Annotated in this window: 18 protein-coding genes; 3 read left to right on the top strand and 15 right to left on the bottom strand. The window is 33.2% G+C overall.

What is annotated here, in order from left to right:
- Positions 1-10 precede the first annotated feature (10 nt).
- The 6 genes from H593_RS0102220 to H593_RS19825 all read right to left on the bottom strand — a co-directional run bounded on the left by H593_RS0102220 (position 11) and on the right by H593_RS19825 (position 10,316).
- A complete protein-coding gene (locus tag H593_RS0102220) occupies positions 11-916 on the bottom strand; it encodes an HlyD family secretion protein (protein WP_037051330.1) in 906 nt (301 codons plus the stop codon).
- A 10-nt stretch (positions 917-926) separates the two neighbouring features.
- The gene (locus tag H593_RS0102215) at positions 927-2,177 is read right to left on the bottom strand and encodes a TolC family protein (protein ID WP_028870916.1); all 1,251 of its coding nucleotides are present in this window, start codon (positions 2,175-2,177) and stop codon (positions 927-929) included.
- A gap of 1 nt (position 2,178) precedes the next feature.
- Positions 2,179-2,793: a TetR/AcrR family transcriptional regulator gene (locus H593_RS0102210; RefSeq protein ID WP_028870915.1), complete on the bottom strand. Its 615-nt coding sequence runs from the start codon at positions 2,791-2,793 to the stop codon at positions 2,179-2,181.
- A 646-nt stretch (positions 2,794-3,439) separates the two neighbouring features.
- Positions 3,440-4,084, bottom strand: coding sequence for a thiamine phosphate synthase (thiE, locus tag H593_RS0102205; RefSeq protein WP_037051275.1), 645 nt, complete (start codon positions 4,082-4,084; stop codon positions 3,440-3,442).
- A 478-nt stretch (positions 4,085-4,562) separates the two neighbouring features.
- The gene (locus H593_RS19830; RefSeq protein WP_028870913.1) at positions 4,563-7,283 is read right to left on the bottom strand and encodes an ice-binding family protein; all 2,721 of its coding nucleotides are present in this window, start codon (positions 7,281-7,283) and stop codon (positions 4,563-4,565) included.
- Between the two features lie 309 nt (positions 7,284-7,592).
- Positions 7,593-10,316 carry an ice-binding family protein gene (locus tag H593_RS19825; protein WP_084142246.1) on the bottom strand — a complete coding sequence of 908 codons (2,724 nt, stop codon included), beginning with the start codon at positions 10,314-10,316 and terminating at the stop codon, positions 7,593-7,595.
- 688 nt (positions 10,317-11,004) lie between these two features.
- Between H593_RS19825 and H593_RS0102190 the strand changes: the two genes are divergently transcribed.
- The 3 genes from H593_RS0102190 to H593_RS0102180 are packed head-to-tail and all read left to right on the top strand — an operon-like array spanning position 11,005 to position 13,610.
- Positions 11,005-12,099 carry an alkene reductase gene (locus H593_RS0102190; RefSeq protein WP_028870911.1) on the top strand — a complete coding sequence of 365 codons (1,095 nt, stop codon included), beginning with the start codon at positions 11,005-11,007 and terminating at the stop codon, positions 12,097-12,099.
- A gap of 27 nt (positions 12,100-12,126) precedes the next feature.
- Entirely contained in the window at positions 12,127-12,552 is a 426-nt protein-coding gene (locus H593_RS0102185; RefSeq protein ID WP_028870910.1) for an OsmC family protein, read from the top strand.
- 2 nt (positions 12,553-12,554) lie between these two features.
- Positions 12,555-13,610 carry an NAD(P)-dependent alcohol dehydrogenase gene (locus tag H593_RS0102180; RefSeq protein ID WP_028870909.1) on the top strand — a complete coding sequence of 352 codons (1,056 nt, stop codon included), beginning with the start codon at positions 12,555-12,557 and terminating at the stop codon, positions 13,608-13,610.
- A gap of 720 nt (positions 13,611-14,330) precedes the next feature.
- Here H593_RS0102180 and H593_RS0102175 read toward each other — a convergent pair.
- From H593_RS0102175 to H593_RS0102135, 9 genes are all read right to left on the bottom strand, one after another.
- Positions 14,331-14,918 carry a thiamine phosphate synthase gene (locus H593_RS0102175; RefSeq protein ID WP_028870908.1) on the bottom strand — a complete coding sequence of 196 codons (588 nt, stop codon included), beginning with the start codon at positions 14,916-14,918 and terminating at the stop codon, positions 14,331-14,333.
- Between the two features lie 26 nt (positions 14,919-14,944).
- Positions 14,945-17,428: an oxidoreductase gene (locus H593_RS18360; protein WP_169338342.1), complete on the bottom strand. Its 2,484-nt coding sequence runs from the start codon at positions 17,426-17,428 to the stop codon at positions 14,945-14,947.
- A gap of 260 nt (positions 17,429-17,688) precedes the next feature.
- Entirely contained in the window at positions 17,689-18,783 is a 1,095-nt protein-coding gene (locus tag H593_RS0102165) for a metallophosphoesterase (protein WP_245584994.1), read from the bottom strand.
- Between the two features lie 148 nt (positions 18,784-18,931).
- Positions 18,932-19,501: a hypothetical protein gene (locus H593_RS0102160; RefSeq protein WP_028870906.1), complete on the bottom strand. Its 570-nt coding sequence runs from the start codon at positions 19,499-19,501 to the stop codon at positions 18,932-18,934.
- 228 nt (positions 19,502-19,729) lie between these two features.
- Positions 19,730-20,314, bottom strand: a complete 585-nt coding sequence (locus H593_RS0102155; protein ID WP_028870905.1) for a CPBP family intramembrane glutamic endopeptidase — start codon at positions 20,312-20,314, stop codon at positions 19,730-19,732.
- Positions 20,315-20,482: 168 nt separating this feature from the next.
- The gene (locus tag H593_RS0102150; RefSeq protein ID WP_028870904.1) at positions 20,483-21,559 is read right to left on the bottom strand and encodes a DUF418 domain-containing protein; all 1,077 of its coding nucleotides are present in this window, start codon (positions 21,557-21,559) and stop codon (positions 20,483-20,485) included.
- Positions 21,560-21,591: 32 nt separating this feature from the next.
- A complete protein-coding gene (locus H593_RS0102145; RefSeq protein ID WP_028870903.1) occupies positions 21,592-22,476 on the bottom strand; it encodes a sterol desaturase family protein in 885 nt (294 codons plus the stop codon).
- 58 nt (positions 22,477-22,534) lie between these two features.
- Positions 22,535-23,608 (bottom strand): hypothetical protein, encoded by a 1,074-nt coding sequence (locus tag H593_RS19820; RefSeq protein ID WP_028870902.1) that lies wholly within the window; start codon positions 23,606-23,608, stop codon positions 22,535-22,537.
- On the bottom strand, positions 23,605-24,054 hold the full coding sequence (locus H593_RS0102135) for a lipocalin family protein (RefSeq protein ID WP_245584993.1): 450 nt from the start codon (positions 24,052-24,054) through the stop codon (positions 23,605-23,607). Before H593_RS0102135 ends, H593_RS19820 begins: the two co-directional genes overlap by 4 nt.
- Between the last annotated feature and the right edge of the window lie 380 nt (positions 24,055-24,434).

Raw genomic sequence — 24,434 nt, 5'->3', positions numbered from 1 at the left:
TTATTTATTATTAATTATTAGCATCTGATTTGTTTATCCATAATTCTGCAGGCATTCCTATTTTTAGACTTCCGTCATTGGTAACATCTATTTTAACTGCATAAACTAAGGCAACTCGTTCTTCTTTAGTTTGAATTATTTTTGGCGTGAATTCAGCTTCCGAAGCAATCCAACTAATTATTCCTTTATAAGATTTCATAGTATCCACATCATCAATTTTTATAGTAACTTCTTGCCCTATTTTAATAGTTGCCAATTGTGTTTCGCTTATATAAACACGTAGTTGCATCGTACTCAAATCGGCAATTTTATAAAGAGGTTTTCCAAAGGATGTAATCTCGTTTGGTTCAGTATATTTGGTCAAAACCGTTCCGTTTAGTGGATTTATAATTTTGCTTTTTTGAATTAAATCTTTAATTTGTTGCGATTGCACATCAATACTTTTTAGTTCATTTACCACAGGTTCATTTTGGATTTCAACACTTCTAATTTGGTTCTTAATAACGTCTATTTCTCCTAGAACATCATCCAGTTGTTTTTGTGTGCCTGCATTATCTTTAATGAGATTTTGAGCTCGATTTTTGTTAGTGTTTGCTGTATTTAATTTTGCATTCAATACATTAATTTGCGATAAAACACCTTTAGATTTTGAGCTAATTACAGCTTTAGATACTTGTAATTGATCACGCTTTAAAGCCAGCTGAATAGTATCAATATAACCTATGAATTGGTCTTTTTGAAGCACATTTCCTTCGTTAACATCAAACTGCATTAGTTTCCCATTGTTTTCGGCGGAAATAGTAATTTCTGTGGCTTCAAAATTTCCATAACCATCAGCTTTACTGTTAGAATTATTACAAGAAAATAAGCTTAAAGTAACAATGCTTAGTCCTAAAATATATTTGTAGTTTTTCATATGTCTATTTTTATAGTCCTTTAATGACATTGTAATTTGCTTTTGCGAGTTGTAATTGAATTTTATGTTTTACCAATGTATTTTCATCTTCGTATAAATTGGTGAGTTCCGTGATGTATGCCGAAGAGGTAATAACTCCATTTTTAAGTTGTGAGTCTGCTGATTTAAGTACCTCTTTTCTAAGATTTATTATCGATAAATCGGAAATGATAAAAGCTTCAATTTTAGTGATTTCTTTTTGTTGCTGATTCAATTCAATGTTAGTGTTCAGTTTAAAAATTTCGGTTTCGTTATCTATAATATCTTTATTGATTAGTAATGATTCGCGTTGTTTTTTATTTGATTTCCAATCAAAAATATTCCAATTCAACTTGAAACCTACAGTATAAAATGTTTGAAACGAGTTGTCTAGCATATTCAGTCCTGGATTACCATAACCACCAGTTGCAAACCCAAGTAATTTAGGTGTGTTTTGTTTAGATAATACACTTTCTGAATTTTCGATTTCTTCTTTTTTAAGTTGAAACAACTCTAATTCTGGTCTGTTTAATTCATTTTTGATTTGGGTTTCTAGAAGAGGACTTTGAAATAGCGTTGATGTATATAATGGCAGACTTATTAAACTTGAAAGTGTTTCAATAAGCATTGTTTTATTACTTTCTAATTCTTGGAACTGTTGACTTATTTTTAATAATTCAGCTTCTAAAATTTTATCTGAAGACGGTAAAATAATACCATATTTGACACCAGATTGCACTTCTTTAAGTTTTGCTTGTAGTTGAGTGTTTTTAGCGTTTAATAATAACTTAGATTCTTGAGCTAATAAAACAGAGAAATAGAGTTGGTTTATTTGTTGTTTTAATTGATATAAACTGACTTCAATTTGTTTCTGTTTTGTTTTAAGTTGAGCAGATTTTAAATTTAAAGAAGCATCTGTTACTCCACCATTATAAATTAACTGATTTACAGAAATTGTTGCCCGATATTGATCATTATTTAATGATTCTATACTCGAATCTGGAATTGGCACTTCTACCACATCAGATTGATAGATTGCTTGTGCGTCTAAATTGAATTGCGGTAATCTTGAAGTGGAAATGACATCTGATTCCAATTCATTTTGCATATCGAATAGTTTTGATTGTTTTACTAAAGGATAATTTTGAGTCACTAAAGTATAACATTCCTCGAGCGTAATGGTTTGTTGAGCAACACTGGGCAGAACACTTAAGAGGATTAGAACGATTATTAATTGTTTCATTTTATGTATTCTTTATAGAATTAATAATAAAGTCAGCAACTTCCGTTTTACGATTTTCAATTAGTTGCTTATAAGCTTTATCATTTGTATTTGTAAATGCCATTATTAATGGTCTGGCCACAAAAGGAAAAATATTAAGTGCTAGAATATTGATGAATAATTGTTCTGCACTAATTGGTTTTAGTATGCCTTTTTCAACTTCAGTTTTGACTTGTTTCTTGAATTTTTCTAAATTAGGAAACCCTAAATTGTTTTTCATCTTTAAAATGAAGTCTGGATTTCTATTTAGTTCTTGAATGATGAAATTTGGTAAATATGGATGCTTGCTAATGAACGTTATATAGTTTGAGGTAAAATTTCTTATTTTGTCTTCAATAGAAGAGTCATCATTTAAAATAGTATTTAATTGAGGTGCTAATAGGGAAAAAGCAGTTTTAAAAACGGCCTCAAAGAGTAATTGTTTACTTCTGTAATAATAGTGCAACATGGCTTTGTTAATACCTGCTTTATCAGCTATTTCTTGCATTCTAGCGCCATCCATTCCCTTGACTTGAAACACGTTTTTTGCGGCGTTAAGTATTTGTTCTTCTGTATTTTCGTCTTTATTTGTTTTCATATTAAACTAGATGGTTTAACCATATGGTTAGCAAATATACAATATTTTATATATGAAATAGATGATTAATATCATGAAATTATTTTCAAATGGATTTACACTAGTAAATTAGGAGTATCATAACTAGCTAGCTTTGAGAAACCTCATTAGTTAATTTAATTAAAAGCAGCATTGAACGTGAAAAAAATAGTCTGGTAGATCTTTTTAGCGAATGAGGTAATTGGTACGATGAGAACTACTAGAGATTCTTAATAAAAACTATGATGTGCTTTATGTCAGGGTATTATTATAATTATGAGATAAAGCGAATTCATGTAAAACAATGAAATCTTAGTAATAAACGGTAGAATAATTTTTGATGCTACTGAAACAAAATTTCAGCTTTATATGAACCTATAATTATAATTATTATAAAGGATAGTATACAGTTAACATACCAGTGAAACATCGAAGAATGATATTTATAAATATCTAATTAATGACATAAAAGCGAAACTTTAAGAGGTCCTGAATTATATCAATTTACCCCTAAATAGGGGTGGTATGATGTAAAACAATTGTGAAAGTTTTCTTTGATCGCAATTGTGTTTTCCAAATAGTATTTAATTGGAAATGTTTACTGTAAACTTTCTTAATACTGGATAGTCTATTCAAATGTATGACGTTTTTCTTCTATTAAAGATGCGTTAAGTAATTGGTTAAATGTTCTGACAATATTAAAATCACGTGTAATTTCTCCAGATACAGCAATCCCTGAAATGCCAGTATCTAATATGGCTTCAACATCTGCTGTGGTAATACCGCCAACACCAATAATTGGTATTGGAGTTTTTAAGACATCTGTAATTGCAGTATAACCTTTTAAACCTAAAACCGGACTTAAATTGTCGTTCGTAGTTGTTTCTCGAAAAGGCCCTAAACTAATATAGTCAATTTCTTTATCTAATAACTTTTCACAATTCTCTAATGTATTTGCTGTTCCACCAATCATTTGCCAAGTATATAAATACTTTCTAGCAATAGTAGGGCAGACGTCTGATGGTCCTAAATGCACACCATCTGCTTTGACTTCTTTAGCTATTTTATAATGATCGTTAATAATTAACCGGGTTTGAAAATGAGATGTGATTTCTCTAGCTTCTTTGGCGAACTTTAATATTTTTTTTTCTGAACTAATTTTTAACCGTAATTGCACCAACTCTGCACCAGATGAACATGCTTTCTGGATGTTTTCTAGGTGTTCTTTTGGAGAATTTCCTTGGGATATATAATGTAGCTTAGGTATAATCATGTCTTTTTATTCTAATCTAAAAGGGGACTTTGTCTTTCGAAACTTTAAATAAATATATGAACGGCAAGATATAAATACTTTAATTAAAAAGCACTAAGCATTTGCATACTCATTAATTATAATACCAAAATGGTGTGTTTTATAAGTCAGGTAATTATACCTTTAATACTTTAGCATAAAACCTTTACGCTGGATTATATTTTTAGTAGGATTAGTCATCGTTCTATTAATTAGTATGACAATTTTGTCCAATAATTTATAAGGGTTTATATATCATTGGAAGCGCTATTATGCGTATTGGCTTGCTGTCAACTGTATTGGAATTGTTAGCTTTAGTGATAAAACCTCTGCTTCATAATTGTATTAGTTTAAACTTTTGGTTATATAGCAGACCGAATTTAAAAAAGAGGCTTCAATTTTGAGGCCTCTTTTTTATAAAAATGTGTATTTGATACTTATAGAATTAGCCAAATATCATTTAATTAATAATTATTTTCTTGTTTACTTTTCCAGTGGTAGTTTCAACGATCACGATATAACTCCCTGAAGATAATTGAATTGGAATCGACATGGACTGCTCATCCGTATCGATACTCCATGCTTTTACTTCTTGTCCTAGATAGTTGAACAAACTAACATTCAGTATTTTTGTACCTACAATTCTATTCAATTGTAATTCGGAAATTGAATTATTCATATAAATCTGAATGCCATCTAATAAAGTTTCCTCTTCTATAATATTTAGATTTGGCTGAAACACTAGAAAAAATCTATTTTGATAGACACCTGCGTCTAGATTAATTGAAAAATTTTGGTTTGTAATATCATGTGTTTCACCTGTTACATTGTCTTTAATATAGAGACTAGTGTAGTCTTCTGCGTTTTCTAATCCGTCAACCTTAATACTTACAAGTCCACCTTCTAATGTTTGAATACCTAATGGAATTTCTTTATCAATACCAAAGTTATTAGTTGCTTGAATCACATATTTTTTATCGTCAAGAACCCAATACATGTCATCATCAAAAACTTCGTACATTTCTGCATCATATCCCCAGTCTACGGCATCGGTTGTGTTATCATCAAGGGTAAGCAAAACTTCACGATGACTTATTTTAGGCGCATCAAAGCCAATTCTGAATTTTGGTCTAAGATCATTGTTTAGGTTATTGTTAGTTGTTGCCTCTGAATTATCGGTTCTCATGAAAACAGAATTTCCAGAAAATTCCTTTGCAAAAACACGCTGACTATTGTTGAATTGAATTTGCCCACCATTTGTATCACCCACGACAAAAAAGGCCTGACCTACAGGGATATATTGTTTTGGCGGTCCTTTTACTGATGATCCTGCGGTGCTTACACCTGCAACAGGTGGACTCGAGGAAGCTGAAACGCCTTCACCTCTAGAATAGGTTCCATAACCTGCTTGATATTCTGCTAAATTATGGCTGTCACCACCATAATGTTCCCAAAAATAAAGAGTACCAGTTATTGAAGATGTTCCTGGAAATGTTCCATTATCTTCAATAAATTTATTAGCATCTATAGCAGACGGATATGGATTTCCAAGCAAATAATCATTATTGGAGTCTACCGTTAATTCAATAATGCCATTATTTGGTTTGCCAATAAATGTATAGTTTTGTTCTACAGAACTGGTGTTAGAACCTTTCATGGTATATCCTTGGCCTGCTTTTACTTCTGAGGTATTACCTACATTTGCCCAGGCGCTATACCCCAAACCGGAATCTTCTAATTTATACATCCAATAGGTGCTTAGTTTAATTGGTAAACTTGTTGTTCCGTCAGCATAAGTATAATTAGAGCCAAAATCGATTTCTATCATATTATTTGTATCTGTACCACCTCTTAAAACTTCTCCAATGGTAAATGCAGTACCCCTTGAATTAACCGGCGAGCTCCAGTAGTTGTACCTAAAGCTATTTCCCGAGCCCTGCTGATCTATTTCTATAGCCCCACTACTTGCCACATTAAAAACACTTCCAGTATCTTGTAATAATTGGGAATTTCCTTCCAAGTCGATTTTACCGTTTAGTTTTAAATTAGTTGTAACACGTAAACTATTATCGTTTATGGTTAATGAGGCGCCACTTGGAATTTCAAGATTTGTAACTATACCGCTATTGTCAGGCTGAGCTCCAATTATAGGGTATGTCGTTGTTACTAAAGGAATAATATTAATGTAATCATTTGAATGACTAGGAATACCGCAGGTCCAGTTTCCTGCATTATTCCAATCAGAACTACTTTCTCCTGTCCAATAATTTATGATTCTTGATGTAATGACTACTGAAGTAACACAACTACTTGAATTTGAAGATGTAAAGGTATATGTATTTGGATATGCGGTTACCAACCCGGTTCCTGAAATACTGACGACACTTGGTGTGAAACTATAGGTATTGTTGGCATCATAGTTTATAATTTGGAAACTTCCCGTCGTAGTTGTGCATGTTGGTTGGGTAATGGTGCCTATTATTGGAATAGTATTTATGGTTTCGTTTTGATCAATAGAAATAGCGCCAGTGGTAGAAAGCATTCTACCTACTAATGTGCCACCTTCAGCCATACTAACTGCTCCAGGATTACTTATGAGGTTTCCACTCATAGTCGTTGAAGTAGCCATGGAAATTGCGCCACCAGACAGCCAAAATATACTTGCTGGTGAGGCGCAATTAATCAAAACTACTGTAGCACCTGCTGCGGTTGAAAATGCGCCTCCTATTTTAAAGATAAATTGGGCATTAGAAATACCTTGTGCATCTAAAATGAGAGTCCCTACAATAGAGGCTGCACCTCCTTGAGAATAAACTCCTGGAGTGAGTGTCTCTCCATTACCAAAAACTGGAATATGACTCTCTGTAGTTGTGGTATTATTTATTTGAACACAAGTATCAACTAAGTCTAAGTTTGCTTGAATAGTCATACTATTAGCAATTTGAATACTTCCATTTATTACCGAAGGAGATCCAAAACCAGTTACGGCACCTGCATCTGTACCAATATCACGTGTAATGTTTGAGGTATTTTCATTAGATATAGCTCCATTGGATGTGTAAATACTAAAATTTTCAATGGATCTAAGATTAATTTGAGAAATAGCAGTATTAGTTCCGAAGAAGAAGTAGAACAGAGCGATTAAAAAAATAGGACATAAGAATTTTGTTTTGATTATCATGGTTTTTGGGTGTTAGGATTCGTATATATACTTGTGTTTATTGAAATTATTATTTAAGCAGACAATTCATCAATCTCTCATCTAATGTCGATATTAAAGGAGTGAGAGCGAGTGTGTTTTTATTATGCGCTGGCGAATTAGGAAAGCACACTGTATGTGCGATTAGAATAATTTAATAAAACCTTTAATGAATAGCAGGATTATTTGAAAGCTCTCGGTACATAGAATGTCGAATTAAAAAAAGAGGCTTCAATTTAGAAGCCTCTTTTTTATAAAAATGTGTATTAGTTATTTATGATGCGTTATTATTTAGTTTATGATTATTTTCTTATTTTCTTTTCCTGTTGTAGTCTCAACGATCACAATATAAACTCCTGAAGCTAATTCAATTGGTAACGAAACGGAGTGCTTATCTGGATTTATACTCCAAGTTTTTACTTGTTGTCCTAAATAGTTGAACAAATTAACATTCAGTATTTCTGTATCTACAATTCCATTTAATTGTAATTTAGAAATTGAATTATTCATATAAATTTGAATTCTGTCTAATGAAGTCTCTTCTTCTATAATATTTAGACTTGGTTGAAATACAAGTAAAAAACGATCTTGATACTCACCAGCCTCTAGATTAATTGAAAATTCTTGGTTTGTAATATCATGTGTTTCACCTGTTAAATTGTCTTTAATATAGAGGTTAGTGTAGTCTTCAGCATTTTCCAACTCATCAACTTTAATACTTATGAGTCCGCCTTCTAATGTTCTAATTCCTAATGGGATTTCTTTATCAATACCAAAGTTATTAGTTGCTTGAATTACATATTTTTTATCGTTAAGAATCCAATACATGTCATCATCAAAAACTTCGTACATTTCTGCATCATAACCCCAGTCTACAGCATCAGATGTGTTGCCATCAAGAGTAAGTAAAACTTGCCGGTGACTTATGTTAGGTGCATCAAAACCAATTCTGAATTTTGGTCTAAGGTCATTGTTAGTTGTGGCTTCTGATGTATTGGTTCTCATGAAAACAGAATTCCCAGAAGATTCCCTTGCGAAAACACGCTGACTATTGTTAAATTGAATTTGTCCGCCATCTGCATCACCTACCACAAAAAATGCTTGACCTACAGGAATATATTGTTTTGGAGCTCCCTTTACAGATAGTCCTAAAGAGCTAACGCCTGCAACAGGTGGGTTAGAAGAAGCTGAAACACCACCACCTCTAGAATAGGTTCCGTAACCTGCCTGGTAATCAGCCAAAGTATGGGCGTCACCACCGTAATGTTCCCAAAAATAAAGAGTGCCAGTCATTGAAGCGGTACCTGAAGATGCCCCATTGTCTTCAATAAATTTATCAGCATCTATAGCCGATGGATATGGATTTCCAAGCAAATAATCATTATTAGCACTTACCGGTAATTCAATAATTCCATTATTTGGTTTGCCAACAAAGGTGTAATTTTGTTCTACGGCATTGGTATTAGAACCTTTCATAGTGTATCCTTGTCCTATTTTTATTTCTGAGGTATTTCCTACACTCGCCCATGCGCTATAGCCTAAGCCAGAATCTGCTAATTTATACATCCAATAGGCGCTTAGTTTAATTGGTGAACTTGTTGTCCCGTCAGCATAAGTATAATTAGTTCCAAAATCAATATTCATACTATTATTTGGGTCTGTACCATCTCTTAAAACTTCTCCAATGGTAAATGCTGTTTCTCTTGAGTTGACCGGTGAACTCCAATAATTGTACCTATAGCTATTTTCTGTTCCTTGTTGGTCAATTTTTATAGTGCCAGTACTCGCCGCATCAAAAACACTTCCAGTATCTTGTAATAATTGGGATTCTCCTTTTAACTGAATTTTACCGTTTAGGGTTAAAATAGTTGTAATTCGTAAGTTGTTGTTATTTATGGTTAATGAAGCACCACTTGGAATTTCAAGATTTGCAACAATACCACTATTGTCAGGCTGAGTGCCAATTACAGGATATATTGTTGTTACTAAAGGAATAATATTTATATAATTATTTAAATTAGTAGGGATGCCACAGGTCCAGTTTCCTGCATTATTCCAATCTGAACTAATTTCCCCTGTCCAATAATTTGTGAGTGGTCCTGTGTTAATGACCACGTTTATTGAAGTGGCAGTAAAACTACAACCACCTGCAGTTGTTGTGACTGTAAATGTATAGGTGTTTGGAGCTGCAGTGACCATTCCTGTTCCTGAAATACTTAACACGCTTGGAGTGAAGACGTATGTATTGTTGGCGTCGTAGTCCGTAATTTGAAAACTTCCCGCTGCTGCTGCGCATGTTGGCTGCATAATTGTGTCTACTCTTGGAATGCCATTGTTCATTATGGAGCCATAAATAGAAATGGCGCCAGTGGTAGAGAGCATTCTTCCATCTATATTACCTCCTGAACCTATACCAACTGCTCCAGGGTTACTAATTAAATTACCACTTATGGTTGTTGAAGCTGCCATAGAGATTGCGCCGCCAGAAAGCCAAAATATATTTGACGGTGAAGCGCAATTAATTAAAACGACTGTCGCTCCTGCTGCGGTTGAAAATGCGCCTCCTATTTTAAAGATAAATTGTGCATTAGGATTTCCTTGTGCATCTAAGGTTAGAGTCCCATCTAAAGATGCCGCAGCTGCTTGAGAATAAACCCCCGGATATAGCGTTTCTCCATTACCAAAAACGGGAATATGAACAGCTGTTGTTGTTGTATTATTTATTTGAACAACAGCAGCATTTAAATCCAAGTCTGCTTGGGCAGTAATACTATTCGTGTTATGAATATTACCATTTACAATTGAAAGTCCTCCAAAACCAGTTATGGCACCATCATCTGAACCAATGTCGCCCGTAATATTTGTAGTCGCTGTGTTTGATACCGCGCCTATAGATGTATAAATACTGAAATTTTCAATAGATCCAAGATCTATTTGTGAAAAAGCGCTATTAACGCCTAAGAAGAATAGAAAAATTAAAGAAATACGTGATAAGAATTTTGTTTGGGACATCATGAGATTGTGTTTAATATAATTGATATTCGTGTTTCCCTATTCATTGAAAGTTGTTTCAATTTTAGGTAGGTTATGTGAGCAAGGTGAGAACACTTTGTCTTTAAAAGTGTTAATAAAATGTTAAATTATATGAAATACATGTATTTTATCGCATTAATTAGTGCTTCAGCGATAATATTTGGATTTCTATAAAATAAAACAGGTCTATTGTGTTTTTATAGAAGTATAGAAATAAAGGTATTCGAAATCTTATTTAGATTCATAGCCAATCACTTTTATGATTAAAGGCACTATTTAAAACATATCTTATTCTATTTTGAAATTGATTTAGGTAAAAACCTAAAGCTTATGATTTCGTTCTTTATTTTTTTAACAAAAGTCCTTTTAAGATGTTAATAAAATTGAAAAGTTAGTTAGGATAACTACTAAACTAGATTCTAAACTCACGAGTATCTCTTCTGCGATAGCGAGGCCATGAGATTCGTAAATATCTTTTAATAAGAAATGAATAATCAACCATAAAAATATAGTGTAACGGCATTAAACTTTCACGATTAAACAAAGAGAACTGTCTAGAAAACAGAAATAGACCTAGCCATACGTTAAATATATATTAATTGATATAGGTCAACGATAATTGGTGCGGCAGTTCTGTAAATTTGTTTATTAATATTTTATAAAATAGAACATGAGTAAGCAATATTTATTAACAACATATAACAAAAATATTAACCTAAATAACAGAGTCGTTATGGCGCCTATGACGCGCAGTAGAGCAAATAATGAAGGTCATGTGCCAACTTATGGTTTACAAGGCTTGTATTACGAGCAACGTGCATCAGCGGGTTTAATTATTACAGAAGGTTCGCAAGTATCTACTGATGCTGTAGGTTACATTAATACTCCGGGTATTTATTCAGATGAGCAATTAGAAGGTTGGAAAAACGTAACTAAGCGCGTACATGATAAAGGAGGAAAAATCTTTATTCAATTATGGCATGTAGGACGGATGTCTCATCCTGATTTTCATAATGGAGCATTACCGCTTTCAGCTTCGGCTATCAATCCAAACGATAAATCATATACTCCAGAAGGGTTTAAAGATACTGTTACGCCTAGGGAAATGACCATTGAAGATATCAAAACTACGGTTAGAGATTTTAGAAATGCAGCTGCAAATTCAGTAAAAGCAGGTTTTGATGGCGTAGAAATACACTCCTCTAATGGCTATTTATTTCATCAGTTCTTTAATGGAACGTCTAATAAAAGAACAGATAATTATGGCGGAAGTATTGAAAACAAAGCCCGTTTCTTTTTTGAAGTTCTAGACGCCATTAAAGAAGTTATTCCGCAGGAAAAAATTGGCGCACGTTTTAATCCTTCATTACACGGTTTATTTGGTATGACTATGGATAAAGATACCATCCCAACGTTTGAATACATCATTAAAAAACTAAATGATTATAATTTAGCATACGTACATCTTTCTGAACCCTTTACAGATGTTTCAGAAATACCTTATGCTGTGACAGAAGTTGCCAAGCATTTCCGACCTTTATACAATGGAACATTAATGATCAACACTGCTTTTAATCAACACAAAGGAAATAAAATAATTGAAGAAGGTCATGCAGATTTAGTAGCTTACGGTAAGCTGTATATCTCTAATCCAGATTTAGTAGAACGTTTGGAAAATAACTTAGATTTATCAGAATGGGATGGAGATACGTTTTACACAACAGGAGCAAAAGGGTATACAGATTATCCAAAAGCCTCTAAATAAATAATTTAATATTAAAATAAATAGTTTATGAAATTTACAAGAAAAGCAAACGCTGAATGGAAAGGCAGTGGAAAAGAGGGACAAGGAAACTTAACTACTGGAAGTAAGGTTCTTAACAAGACACAATATTCATTTCACACAAGGTTTGAAGATGAAGAGAAAGGAACCAATCCTGAGGAATTAATTGGTGCAGCTCATGCCGGTTGTTTTGCCATGCAATTAAGCTTCTTATTAAACGAAGCTGATTTCACAGCAACAACTTTAGATGTAGATGCTACGGTTACTTTTGAAGATGGAGCTATTGTCAAAATTAGCTTAAATTTAGAAGGAGATGTACCTAATATTGATGCAGAACAATTTCAGCAAATAGCACAGAAAGCTAAAGAAGTATGTCCTATATCTAAATTATTACAAACAGAAATTGAATTAATAGTAACTTTAAAAAACGCATAATAATGGCAAGTACAACAATAAAAGCATATGGTGCAACAGCATCAACAGAGGCTTTAAAACCTTTAGATATACAAAGAAGAGCCGTAGGAGCGGACGATGTAAAAATAGATATTACCTATTGTGGTGTGTGTCACAGTGATATACATACCGTAAGAAATGACTGGAAAGGATCAACGTATCCAGTAGTACCTGGACACGAAATTATTGGTCGTGTTGTTGAAGTTGGTAATGGTGTAAATACTTATAAAGTAGGAGATTTAGTAGGCGTAGGTTGTATGGTAGACTCTTGCCAAACCTGTTCTTCTTGCGAACAAGACTTGGAGCAATTTTGTGAAAAACGAGCCACATTTACGTATAACAGTCCAAATAAACATATGGAAGGCACACAAACGTATGGAGGTTATTCAACAGCAGTAGTTGTAGATGAAAAATTTGTACTAAGCATCCCAGAAAACTTAGACGAAGCAGCAACAGCACCTTTATTATGTGCAGGAGTTACGACTTGGTCTCCACTAAGTCACTGGAAAGTGAAAAAAGGAGATAAAGTAGGTGTGATAGGTTTAGGAGGTTTAGGCCATATGGGTGTTAAATTTGCGAATGCTTTAGGGGCACATGTGGTCATGATAACAACATCACCAGAAAAAGGAAAAGATGCAAAACGATTAGGTGCTCATGAAGTTTTAGTATCAAAGGATCAGGACGATATGAAAAAACACCAAGGTAGTTTTGATTTTATCTTAAACACTATTCCTGTAGGTCATGAAATGGATCCCTATTTAGGATTGCTTAAGATTGATGCAACAATGGTTTTAGTTGGCGCAGTAGAGCCTTTGAAGCCATTTCACGGAGGAAGTGTCATTATGGGACGCAAGCGCATTGCTGGTTCTCTAATTGGTGGTATTAAAGAAACACAGGAGATGTTAGATTTTTGTGGAGAACATAATATTACTAGTGATATTGAGCTTATAGATATGCAAGATATAAATACAGCTTACGAGCGTGTTACTAGTAATGATGTTAAATACAGGTTTGTAATTGATATGAAATCGCTTAAATAAAATAGTCTTTCGGATACTATTTAAAACAGCATCTAAAGTAGTTTTAGATGCTGTTTTTGTTTGGGCAAACTCTTGTGTTCATTGAGATATCAAAACTTTAGAAAGCTATCCAAGGTTGCGACGCAAATCGTTTAATAACTCTAGGTTCTCAATAGTGTTTAAAAGACCTGTCTTTATGGGATATTGAACACACTGTTCACAATTGAAAACATCGTGTGGATGGTTTGGCTATTTTTCATAATTCTGAATGGTAGTTGCTGTACCACCAATCATTTGCCAAGTTTATAACTAGTATCTAACTACAGTAGGGCAGACGTCAGTTTTATCTAAATAGACACCATCTTCTTTAACTTCTTACGCTTATTTATAGTGCCCATTAGTGATTAATCGGGTTTGAAAATGAGATGTGATTTCTCGACCTTGTGCAGCTATTTTTAATGTCTTTTTCTTCTGAAATATTCTTCATCCGTAATTGTACCAATTCAGGGCCAGATGAACATGTTTTTTGAATATTTTACAAGTGCTCTTTTGGAGAATTTCCTTAAGTTACGTCATGCAGCTTAGATGTAATCATGTTTTATTACTGCTCTACATAGTGGTTGTTATCTTTAGGATGCGAATTGTCAGATCAAGTCAACCTCTGGAACGTATTCAAGGGTATTATTAATATAATGTAGCAACATGTACAGCGCGACTGTTTGTTGTTTATCTATGATCTCTTTATTTAAAATGAGCAATCATTAATTTAAAAACCTCTACAGGTGTATCACTATGCCAAACACCTCCTAAAACACCAACGCCTTTATAGCCCAAGGTATCAAAGGCTTTTAAATTATCTGCTGTAACTCCACCCATGCCTACAATAGTTTTATCAATATGAGATACATCAAAACCACGACCTTCTTCGCCTTTTTTTGAAATAGATGAAAAGACAGGACTTAGCAAATGATAATCAAACTCAAAATAACAACCCTCCAAATCTTTAGGTTTATGAAATGAAGAGCTTATTGTTTTGCCGAACATATCAAGACCTTTAAAATATTGACCAGGATTATCTATATGATCTATTCTATTTTGTTCTTGAAAATGAATCCCTTTTAATTTGAATTCGTTTATTAATTCATGATGATAATGAACGACTATTTTATTGTGATACTGTTCATCTATTTGATTTAAATACTCACAATGTGCTTTATAGTTTTTATGAGGTTTTCTCAAATGAAAATGCTCTAAACCTGCTTCAAATAGCTGTTTGAGTAGGTCAATTTCTTTTGGGAGGTCATCTACGGGCGCTATTATAATAATCATGGAGTCTTTGTTTTAATTACCAAATATTAAATGGTAGCAGCTAATCTACAGGCTTGATTAATAGCTAGTTTTGCATCTAATTCAGCAGCAACATCTGCACCACCAACGACATGAACTTTTATGCCCTCTGCTTCTAATGGCTCTAGTAATTCTTTAAGTGGCAACTGACCTGCGCAAATAATAATGTTATCTACCTCTAACACTTTTTGCTCTTTATTTTGAATATAATGCAAGCCAATATCATCAATTTTTGTATACTGAACGCTGTTGATAAACTGGACTTTTTTCTTTTTCAATGTAGAACGATGAATCCAACCCGTAGTTTTACCTAAGTTACCACCAAATTTACCTTCGCTGCGTTTAAACATGAAGATCTCTCTTGGTGATGGATTAACTTCTGCGGTTACACATTCAATTCCACTTCTAGCGCTCATTGTTTTATCAATTCCCCATTCTTTTAACCAAGCGTCAATGTTTAATGAGGTACTTTCACCTTCATGTGCTAAATATTCTGAAACATCGAAACCTATTCCGCCTGCTCCAATAATTGCAACACGTCTACCAACCGGTTTTTTGAATTTTAAAACATCAATATAGTCTAATACTTTAGGGTGATCAATACCTTCAATTTTTAAGGTTCTTGGTTTGATTCCTGTCGCTAATATAACTTCATCAAAATTACCACTTTTTAAATCTTCACTAGTGACTCGCGTATTTAATTTTACAGTGACTTGATGTAATTCTATTTGTTTATTAAAATAACGTATCGTTTCATAAAATTCTTCTTTCCCCGGAATTTGCTTCGCCATATTAAATTGTCCTCCTGTTTCCTTTTCGGAATCAAAAAGGGTAACGTCATGTCCTCGTTGTGCTGCGATGGTTGCCGCAGCTAATCCTGCAGGTCCTGCGCCTATAACAGCAATTCTTTTCTTTATTTTTGTTGGAAGATAATTTAGTTCCGTTTCATGACATGCTCTTGGGTTTACTAAGCAACTTGCTACTTTCTGTTCAAAGACGTGATCTAAACACGCTTGATTACAGCCAATACATGTGTTTATTTCGTCCGATCTATTTGCTTCTGCTTTATTTACCCATTCTGAATCTGCTAAAAACGGACGTGCCATTGAAATCATGTCTGCATGACCTTCTGCCAATACTTTTTTAGCTGTTTCTGGCATATTTATTCTATTTGAAGTTACTAACGGAATCGAAAGTTCTTCTTTCATTTTTTTAGTTACCCAAGTAAATGCAGCTCTTGGTACTGACGTTGCGATGGTTGGTATTCGTGCTTCGTGCCAACCAATTCCTGTGTTTATGATAGTGGCACCAGATTTTTCAATTTCTTTACCTAAGGCAACTACTTCTTGCCAAGTACTTCCTTTTTCTACTAAATCTAACATGGATAAACGATAGATGATGATAAACTCGGTTCCAACTGCTTCACGAGTTTGCTTTACTAATGCAATAGGTAAACGCATTCGATTCTCATAGCTTCCGCCATAATTATCAGTGCGCGTATTTGTTCTTTCTGAAATAAATTGATTAATCAAATACCCTTCAGAACCCATAATTTCTATACCATCATAGCCCGCTAATTTTGCTAGTTTAGCAGAATTTACAAAATCACGAATGGTACGTTTGATACCTGATTGTTTTAGTTTAAATGGTTTAAAGGGGCTAATTGGTGATTTTATGGCCGAAGGTGCAACCGCAAGCGGATGATATCCGTATCGTCCTGCGTGTAAAATTTGCATGCATATTTTACCACCTTCTTTATGCACTGCATCTGTAATTACCTTATGGTTTCTTGCGTGTTTTTTTGTACTCATTCTTGCGGAAAAAGGGCCTGTCCAACCTTGTACATTAGGTGCAATACCACCAGAAATAATTAAACCAACGCCACCTTTTGCGCGTTCTGCATAATAGGTTTTAATAAAATCGTAGCCTCTTTTTTTATATGAAATCACTTTTTCTTTGGCTTCAAGGGGGCTTGTTAGGTGTAAATTATCATCTCCAATAAATTCTGGACCCGTCAGTTTAGGATCACTTGTAAAAAACATGGGAGCGATAATTTTATCATTTTCTATATCTTCTTTAAGTCTTAAATGCATGGGCATACCCCATAAATTACGAACAGATGTAATACCATTGGATAGATATAAGCCAAGTTCATATCTATCCCATACATGAACATGCATATCTATAAGACCAGGGGTTAAGTATTTGTTTTTTGCATCAATAATTTCAACACCCTTCATTTCAATATTATCCGATATATTTTGAATTAAACCCTCTTTTATGAATACCATTTTGTTAACTAAAATAGTGTCTTGATTCATTGGGATAATATTTGCATTGGTAATTAGATAGGTGTTATTAGCAAATTTATTGTTTTTAGTTTTTAAATAACTGGTACTTTGTTGATCTACGAGTATAACAATGACTGAAGAGATTAGTAAGATCCCAATAAGTATGGCGATAAATTTAAGAACTCGTTTTACTATTTTCATACTGAATTTAATAATTGCTATTATTCTATGTGATACTTATCAAAAAGATAGCAACTTGCTTTTTTACAACGTTTACTTACTAAAGATATACTATCCGACTCAGTACTCTTGACATATACATCATTAATATAACCCAGACCCTTTAAACTATTTTCATTCAGCACTAAATTTTTTTGAACGAAATAGTTATAATACCACATTCAACTCTAAATATAGCACTGTAACTAAATGTTAATATACCTTAGTTCACTAGTCCTTTTTTATTCCGTACTGTTTTCCACTTGTTTGAGTGGAAACATTTTCCCTTTGTCATCGGCTCGCCACAGTGTATTGTCTTTTATGACTAAGCCTTCACTCACCTCACCTGAATGATGCACATCAACACGTATAACTTTTTCATCATAGTCATGGCTAATGTTTGTGGCCAAAGTATGTCCAATAGCTATTCTATCTACTTTAAATTTTTCAAGCACCTGATTCACATGCGCTGTGCTCGCTTTTTCACCAAGATCATCTGCACTCCTGTCTAGCGCTAAACCTCTATAAAATAGTATGCCATTGGCATCATGTATCACACTGCCGTCAATATTCCTTCTTACTACATCATCAGTCACAAAATTATTTTCTGCTTCTTTGTCAATGGATTGAAGTGAAGGATCCATGCTTAATACTTTAGGAGAGATGCCAGCATGTACAAACAAAGTACTACCAATTTTCAGCATCACAGGTTTACTCCTTAACCAGTGTCCTAATTCTGATTTTTCAGACCATAATTCCCGTTGAGACAAATCTGTAGTGCGAAAAGTACCATAATATTTAGAGGCAACGGACTTGGTTCTCCCATCTAATAAATAACGTTCATGATTGCCCAATACAAAATGAACATGTCCACCAGCCAACTTAGCTTCCCCCTCTAATTTGTAAATTAACCATAGCAAAGGAACAACATTCCTACCGCGATCAACCATGTCACCAATTAAGACTAAATGACCGGTGCCATAACTCCAGTTTAAAGCATGATCTATTACACCGTTCACCTGTAATAGATGAACCATAGTGTCAAACTCACCTTCCAGATCTGAAATAGCGAATAGCTTTTTAGGACTCGGAATACTCAATTCTGAACGTTGATAAGCTTTTCGCAAAGGAACTGTAAATTGTGTCCCTACAGCATTGTCTACTATAACTTCAACTTCGTTTGTTACGTCTTGTCGAAGTACCTCGGAAGGAGCTTTGCCGTCTCCATTAATATAAAGGGCATAACGTGTATCATTTTCGGTTAGAACATAAGGGCCATCTTGACGGACAGGAATATTTTGATAGTCGAGAAATAGCCATTCATTTGAGTACCCCAAATAGCGACCATCGGGTGCTTTTATTCCAATTCCTGTAATTCTACTAAGTAAGGCAATAGATGCGATTACAATAAGTAAGAAAGCACAAAATAATTTTACTATTTTTTTTAACATTGTGTTTTTATTTTAAACTCTAAAACTAAATTTATTAATCTTCAGTGCTTACATCTGAATAAGACCCCTTATAACGTCCTGTTATAATTTCGCCATCTGGCCGCGTAAATTCAAAATCTAAATCTATTTCATCTGCGGATATAGCATTTATATGCACAATACTAGCAACTGCTATATTTTCTGGGCGTACTGTATAATCTCTTAGAATCGTAGTCGCTAAATGAATATTAGAAGGATCATAACCTGTATTTATGCGCATGTTATAATGGGGTACAGGAGTTATAGTGCGAGTCGTTACTTCGGTTGCTTCATAAAAAAAACTAAATTTATTTATATCCAGCCATTTTGGATGTGTAATAAAGGGATCATCTGCATTGAATAATGGATCTGCATTGAATAAACGGATATAGACACTTGGCCCCCTATTCCAAACATTAAACTCCTTTTTCCTAATTATTGCGGTATTTAAAGGATAAAAAACACCTTTATAATGAATGCCATTTCTATTGTCAATAGTCGGTTCTGGGTCTATATCAGAATCAGAAGAGCAGGATTGGATGGCGATGGCTATTAAAATAACTAAGAATAATTTTGCCGTTTTCATTTTAAATTTTAAATAAATTTTATTTATTCTTTAGGTTGATACTATGACGAATTAATGTTCTTTTTGTTACAAAAAGAGAGCGTTTTCTTTAATTTGATTAATTGTTGGATATGGATACTTTTGTTCTAAATAATCTCTATAACGATGTTTTTTACTTGCAACAAAAAGGACCTTTGTCCATAGCTTATTATATAATTTCATTTCGTTTAAGGGCCTCTTTAGGTTTTCTCACCAGTACCCTATTTTATCCTCTTTTGCAGCAACCAATAAACCGGGTTCTATAAGTGCTGTTATCATAAAATGAGCAACTATGCACGGTGCTAAACTACGCTCAGAGACTAAGTAAACAATGGCTAAGGCAAAGCCTAATAAGGATGTGGAAATAAAAGCATTTACTCCAGCTTTTCTGTTCTTTATTCCCCATAATAGATGGATGATTCCAAAAGCTAAACCTGATAATGAGACCTGCACTATAACAGAGAAATCATGTGAGTCGAGATAATCCATAATCCACTTTCTATAAATCACCTCTTCCATTATCCCTGCAAAAACAGCTGCAAGAATTGCGACTACTTTTAGTCTATCCATTTTGAACATATGGTACTTTACTTCTGATATTTTTGCTGCACTAAAGCAATATAAAATCACTGTTAATAACGCCAACGCCCAACTTAAGGCAGTCCCACTATTACTATTTGCAAATCCTAAATATGAAATAAATCCCATTGGGTCAGAAAAAAAACTAACGACAACAAATGAACCCCATAAAAAAATCATGGAAATTAAAATAATATAAATTGACTTCTTATTCATAACATCTGATTTAAAATTCTTGTATTATCATTTAAAAATTTGTTAGATTTAAGAAAAAATTTCAGAAAATATATTAAAAAGTATCCCTTTCATTTCTTTTGAGTGCTAGTAATATTCGCGAATAAAGTACGAACTATAAGTTAAGTGTTAATTTATACAATTAGTTTTTTAATCCGTTAGCTTTCGCATCACCCATTCTAAGGGTCCAGATTTGTTATATCTTCTCCAAATAACAGCAAATAAGATACACAGTAAACTAAATACAATTGCATAAATCACTGAAAATTCAATTGAATAATTCCCTATTTTAGAAGGGTTTATTACTTCAATAATTCCCATTCCAACAATGACGTGTGCCACGTATAAGGTTAATGCTAATTGGCCTGTTTTATTTAAGGCATCAATGATAAAACTGTTTTTAAATTTCTTGGCAATTAGTATACACGCTGAAATTATCGCAAAGGCAATGGCAGTGCCGCTGAACATATAAATGGGTAGTGGTGGCATTGGTTTTGTTCCAAAAATTTCAATCAGTTCCAAAGTAACTTCTTTGTTTCCTTCTGATAAAGTCGAGATGGTTAGAAAAGACACAACTTGAATAGAAATAAAAATGATGGTACTCATCCAAAATGTTTTTTTTACGAATTTGTCGTTGTGTAAATCCTGTTTTCCGAACCAATAACCAAAGAGCATAAAGGCAGTCCAAGGCATTACTGGATGAAAACCATTTAAAAATAGATTTCTAATAAAGCCTTTAAACGTCCAAAAATCTTGATAATCTAAAGTGGCAAAAATCCAACCTGTCTCGTAATTTAAAACTGTTATTAGAATTGGATACACTAGAATGATGCAAATACCTGAAATTAGGATTGTTTTTTCTTTACAAGTTAATAGCACCAGTGTGATGGCCATATAAATCCCATAAAAATGTAGAATATCTGCTGGCCAAATTGTGATGTATGAAATACCAATAATAAAAAGAAACAAAGCTCTTTTGGCTATTCTAATTCGAGCAACTTTTATTTTCGCTCTATCTCTATGGTTAATTGCTGAATTGGTCATTAAAGCAAGTCCAACACCTGCTAAAACTACAAATGTTGCTGCAGCTTTTCCGTCAAAAATACTAGCGAAAGATTTTACCCAAAGTTGGCCATTTTCTCCAAATACTACTTTGAAATTGACGACGATCATTCCGATAACTGCCAATGCTCGCGCTACATCTATTCCTATTATTCTTTGTTTCATTACGTATTTTTAGTTTGCAAAATGTTAATCTATTAATATATTTTTTTAGATTCTTCCTTGAAATAAACTGGTCTCCATGATAAATTCCCAAAGATTATCTTAAATCGATCTTTCCATGATTTACACTTTTTTAGATCTTTTATGATGCTCTTAAATTCTATCACATTAATTAACAGTGGGTTGTTGGTGTTTATACCTTTTGTTAACCCATAAATAACTTGTTCTTCTTCCTTTTGATAGGTTCCAAATATGTGATCCCAAATAATCAAAAAACCACCATAATTTTTGTCCAAATATTTTTTATTTGAACCGTGATGTACACGATGTACAGAGGGTGTATTAAAAACCTTATCTAGCCAACCTAGTTTACCAATACGTTCTGTATGTATCCATGTTTGAAATTGAGCAACTAGAATCAGACCTACTATAGCTTGAAAAGGGCTAAAACCTATGAGTATCATTGGAATTAAAAATATCCATTCTATAAAACCTTCTATAATACTCAACCGGAACGAAATGCTTAAATTATAATCTTTAGAAGAATGATGCACACTATGCAAAGCCCATAAAATTCTTTGTTCGTGCTCTATTCTATGCATCCAATAATAGGTCAAATCTGCGGCAAAAAATGCAAGAACCCAAGTCAGTAGGTTCATGGGTATAGAAAGTGGAGTCAGCCAATAAAAAGGCATTAAACATATAACCCCAATGGAACCGACTATTGTTTTTTCTAGAAACTGATTTGTTATAAAAATTAAAAAATTAGCACCTGTATCTTTCCATCTTCTTTTTTTTGAGGTAATTAAATCTATCAATGTTTCAATGAAAATTAGGCTAATATTGAAAATAAAAAAATAGCCAATGAAGGTCATTATTTGAGACTCTTCAAATAAGGATAGAAATCGTGTAAAACTCATTTTATGACTGTTTTAATTTTCGTTGTATAATTATGGCTTATGCGTCTCGATAATGAAATTAAAAATTAATTCCTAATTCCAATGCAAACCCAAAATTTCTATTGATTACTTTAGAGGTCTGCCACCTTTGAAAAATTCCTGCTCCAATGACAATTCCAAAATCTTTCCAAGGAATTATTTTCACTCCCTGATTAGCACTGAGACCTATTAAAAAGTTGGTTGATTTATTGTCTTCCAGATCTCTTAACACTTCCAGTCCGAGAGGTACATTTAAACCAAGATCGACATAAACACCAGGTGTTATTTTGATAAAGCCATTGAATCCAAAACCGAGGACATATGAATCAACAGAACTATACCCACGCTCTCGTACTATATCTGATTTAGATTTAGATTGACCAAAGCCTATTACAAAAGGAATAATAAGGTCCTTGTCATTGTCTGAAAACCCAGTATATTCTACATTCCAACCCTCATTATATTTATCTGTCACTCTTTGGAATGTTAACATATTAACCCACTTACCTAAAGGGACATAGGCTTCAAACGTGGATGCTTTTTTAGTTGAATTAGCGTTATCCAGTACGTCATCTTTTATCAGATTATGAGTTGTATTTACTTTTTGTGCATTAATGAAACTCCATAAGCAATATTCTAATGCTGCTCGGATTCTTTGTTCGTGGGTTTCGTAAATTTCAGATAAATTAGATACTGGAAAAACCTGATCTTCGTAATGAACGACTTTATAAAGTTCTTCTCCGTTTTCTGCATAGAAATGGAGCTCTATATAAACTCTAGCCGTTCTCTTATCGATACTTGTTTGTGCTTCTTCAATTTTCAAATGATTAACCCTTAAAGTTATCGGAACTCTGTCACCTGATTTAGGCAGAGCGGCATCCATAAAGTTTTTGATTGTTGTAGCAGTGCCATTCTCAAAACGTAATGTCACTTTCTTATTAGACTTATTTTCTATAACTCCAAGGTGGAGCTCTTGACGATTATCTATAACGTTGTCTATATAAAAATTTTGATTCGCAATCTCGAATGGAACTATTTTTAGATCTATAGTCGTCTGCGAAAAAGATGAACTATAACTAAAAAACACAAATAAAATACTAATAAATTTTTTCATAATTTTTGAATTTGATTCGCGCTATTATAATGAACTTCAACATCCTTAATTTCATTAATATCATACTTCAGTATTAAAGAGTTATTTGATATTGAAATGATATAGGCTTTTATCTTTTCACCATTTTTATCGCTCATTACAACGTAAGCACCGTTTGTATTTAGGATAAAGGTTCCTTCGTCTTCTTTACCTTCTGATTTTGAAGTGAAAGTCATGTCTTTTTTAAAGAGAATGTAATCGTCTTTTTCCTTTTTGTTGGGTGGATACAACTTACTTTCTATTTTATAGGTCTCTAGATGCCACTTGTTGAATAGCAGGTTTGTTTGGTCTTTCTCAAGAGAAGTATTACTTCCCATAGAAATTAATAACAGACTTGTAATGTTTAAAAGACTAATGATTACAATCGCTCTGATACCTCTTTTTAATTTTTTAGAATCTTTTTTCACTGGATTTATTTTTGTTCGTTTATAATTGATGGTGCAAATATATTTAGACAAGATCATTTTAATGATTCTCCCTATAATACCAAACAAAAAAAAGTGTCTTCGTTTATAGGGAAGACATTTTTAAAACCATAAAATGCTTTTAATCAATAGTTTGAATAAATAATGATAGTGTATTTAATACGCCTCATAAACAATTAATTATACATCTATCTGTTATGTATACTACCCAAAAGCATCACGATTACTATTTTTATTGTCAAAAGAAAGGGGATAACGTTAAAAGAAGAGTCAAGAATATTTCAAATTTATAGCCATTTATACTTTAATAGATATAACGAGCCTATTCAAAATTTTATAACCTAAGGGAAACATTAAAAGAA

Origin of the sequence: Psychroserpens burtonensis DSM 12212, from assembly GCF_000425305.1 — a bacterium.
In the GTDB taxonomy this organism is placed as follows: Bacteria; Bacteroidota; Bacteroidia; order Flavobacteriales; family Flavobacteriaceae; genus Psychroserpens; species Psychroserpens burtonensis.
Note: the sequence above shows the minus strand (reverse complement) of the source record. Positions and strands in the feature narration are given on the sequence as shown.

What these genes read in the sequence shown, in the direction of transcription:
- H593_RS0102220 (WP_037051330.1), bottom strand. Translation starts at nt 916, where the DNA reads ATGAAAAACTACAAATATATTTTAGGACTAAGCATTGTTACTTTAAGC.
- H593_RS0102215 (WP_028870916.1), bottom strand. Translation starts at nt 2,177, where the DNA reads ATGAAACAATTAATAATCGTTCTAATCCTCTTAAGTGTTCTGCCCAGT.
- H593_RS0102210 (WP_028870915.1), bottom strand. Translation starts at nt 2,793, where the DNA reads ATGAAAACAAATAAAGACGAAAATACAGAAGAACAAATACTTAACGCC.
- thiE (WP_037051275.1), bottom strand. Translation starts at nt 4,084, where the DNA reads ATGATTATACCTAAGCTACATTATATATCCCAAGGAAATTCTCCAAAA.
- H593_RS19830 (WP_028870913.1), bottom strand. Translation starts at nt 7,283, where the DNA reads ATGATAATCAAAACAAAATTCTTATGTCCTATTTTTTTAATCGCTCTG.
- H593_RS19825 (WP_084142246.1), bottom strand. Translation starts at nt 10,316, where the DNA reads ATGATGTCCCAAACAAAATTCTTATCACGTATTTCTTTAATTTTTCTA.
- H593_RS0102190 (WP_028870911.1), top strand. Translation starts at nt 11,005, where the DNA reads ATGAGTAAGCAATATTTATTAACAACATATAACAAAAATATTAACCTA.
- H593_RS0102185 (WP_028870910.1), top strand. Translation starts at nt 12,127, where the DNA reads ATGAAATTTACAAGAAAAGCAAACGCTGAATGGAAAGGCAGTGGAAAA.
- H593_RS0102180 (WP_028870909.1), top strand. Translation starts at nt 12,555, where the DNA reads ATGGCAAGTACAACAATAAAAGCATATGGTGCAACAGCATCAACAGAG.
- H593_RS0102175 (WP_028870908.1), bottom strand. Translation starts at nt 14,918, where the DNA reads ATGATTATTATAATAGCGCCCGTAGATGACCTCCCAAAAGAAATTGAC.
- H593_RS18360 (WP_169338342.1), bottom strand. Translation starts at nt 17,428, where the DNA reads ATGAAAATAGTAAAACGAGTTCTTAAATTTATCGCCATACTTATTGGG.
- H593_RS0102160 (WP_028870906.1), bottom strand. Translation starts at nt 19,501, where the DNA reads ATGAAAACGGCAAAATTATTCTTAGTTATTTTAATAGCCATCGCCATC.
- H593_RS0102155 (WP_028870905.1), bottom strand. Translation starts at nt 20,314, where the DNA reads ATGAATAAGAAGTCAATTTATATTATTTTAATTTCCATGATTTTTTTA.
- H593_RS0102150 (WP_028870904.1), bottom strand. Translation starts at nt 21,559, where the DNA reads ATGAAACAAAGAATAATAGGAATAGATGTAGCGCGAGCATTGGCAGTT.
- H593_RS0102145 (WP_028870903.1), bottom strand. Translation starts at nt 22,476, where the DNA reads ATGAGTTTTACACGATTTCTATCCTTATTTGAAGAGTCTCAAATAATG.
- H593_RS19820 (WP_028870902.1), bottom strand. Translation starts at nt 23,608, where the DNA reads ATGAAAAAATTTATTAGTATTTTATTTGTGTTTTTTAGTTATAGTTCA.